General features: G+C 52.6%; 4 tRNA genes. All 4 read left to right on the forward strand.

Features of this window, described 5'->3' with window-relative positions:
* Positions 1-63 precede the first annotated feature (63 nt).
* The 4 genes from lacNas_RS01680 to lacNas_RS01695 all read left to right on the forward strand — a co-directional run bounded on the left by lacNas_RS01680 (position 64) and on the right by lacNas_RS01695 (position 389).
* A tRNA-Ser gene (locus lacNas_RS01680) sits at positions 64-151 on the forward strand.
* 8 nt (positions 152-159) lie between these two features.
* Positions 160-233, forward strand: a tRNA-Met gene (locus lacNas_RS01685).
* 3 nt (positions 234-236) lie between these two features.
* Positions 237-310 (forward strand) — tRNA-Asp (locus lacNas_RS01690).
* Between the two features lie 6 nt (positions 311-316).
* Positions 317-389: transfer RNA gene (locus lacNas_RS01695), tRNA-Phe, on the forward strand.
* Positions 390-426: the final 37 nt, after the last annotated feature.

Below are 426 nucleotides of genomic sequence, written 5' to 3' on the forward strand. Positions count from 1 at the left end.
GTTCAAATCTCGTACGGGTCATTGCCGGAAGGCAAGAATAGAATAATAATGATTCCATCATATGGAGGATTACCCAAGTGGCTTAAGGGGACGGTTTTGAAAACCGTTAGACGGGGCGACTCGTGCGTGGGTTCAAATCCCACATCCTCCTTTTGTTATCGCGGGATGGAGCAGTCTGGTAGCTCGTCGGGCTCATAACCCGAAGGTCGTTGGTTCAAATCCGGCTCCCGCAATATGGTCCATTGGAGCAGTGGTTTATCTCGCCTCCCTGTCACGGAGGAGATCGCGGGTTCAAATCCCGCATGGACCGTTTGATGGCTCGGTAGCTCAGTTGGTAGAGCAATGGATTGAAGCTCCATGTGTCGGCGGTTCGATTCCGTCCCGCGCCATTGAAAATGGAGGAATAGCGAAGTGGCTAAACGCGGC

The organism is Lactobacillus nasalidis, from assembly GCF_016587775.1.
Taxonomy (GTDB): domain Bacteria; phylum Bacillota; class Bacilli; order Lactobacillales; family Lactobacillaceae; genus Lactobacillus; species Lactobacillus nasalidis.